The organism is Streptomyces sp. AC627_RSS907 (genome assembly GCF_019049165.1).
Window position 1 is genome coordinate 1 of the sequence record NZ_JAGMUE010001050.1, and the last position, 701, is coordinate 701.

A 701-nucleotide genomic window follows, 5' to 3' on the forward strand; every position below is an offset into this window, starting at 1 on the left:
CGCTGGGACAGCTCCGCGGTCGCCGTGGTCAGGGCCAGCCGCAGTTCCTGGAGCCGCCGCGGCACGCGCACGGCCCAGCCCTTGTCACGGAAGTGGCGCTTGATCTCGCCGACGACCGTGGGCGTCGCGTACGTGGAGAACTCCACGCCACGGTCGGGGTCGAACCGGTCGACCGACTTGATCAGTCCGATGGTGGCGACCTGGGTCAGGTCGTCGAGGGGCTCCCCGCGGTTGCGGAAGCGGCGCGCGAGGTGCTCTACCAAGGGGAGGTGCATGCGCACGAGGCTGTTGCGGAGTTCGGCCCGCTCAGGAGAACCGTCGGGGAGCTCGCGCAGCTCTATGAACATCGCTCGCGCGCCGCTTCGGTCCTGGGGATCGTGGGTCCGCTGCTCGTGCTGGTGCTGATCCATGTGGTCCGCCCGCTCTGGTCCGTCGCCGGTCGGCTCCGGGTCCGCGGGATGCGGCCCGTCCGGCTGCTGCGGGATGGCCGGGGCGCGCACCCCCCGCGATGATGCAGTACTCACGGAGCCCCCCTTTCCGTTACGGCTGCCCGGGCCCGGCGCCGCGCTTCTTGTGCAGGCTGATGCTGACCGTCCGGTCTTCGGCGACCGTCGAGTCGACCTCGCCGGCCAGCGCGGAGAGCACCGTCCAGGCGAAGGTGTCGCGCTCGGGAGCGCGGCCGTCGGTGGTGGGCGCTGAGA

General features: G+C 71.8%; 1 protein-coding gene and 1 pseudogene. Both read right to left on the minus strand.

Annotation, left to right across the window (positions count from 1 at the left end; all coding sequences use genetic code 11):
* Positions 1–500, minus strand: a 500-nt coding sequence (locus KUM32_RS40195) for a sigma-70 family RNA polymerase sigma factor (protein ID WP_217146651.1), incomplete at its 3' end; no start/stop codon positions are given.
* 40 nt (positions 501–540) lie between these two features.
* Positions 541–701, minus strand: a pseudogene (locus KUM32_RS40200) (anti-sigma regulatory factor); the annotation flags it as partial.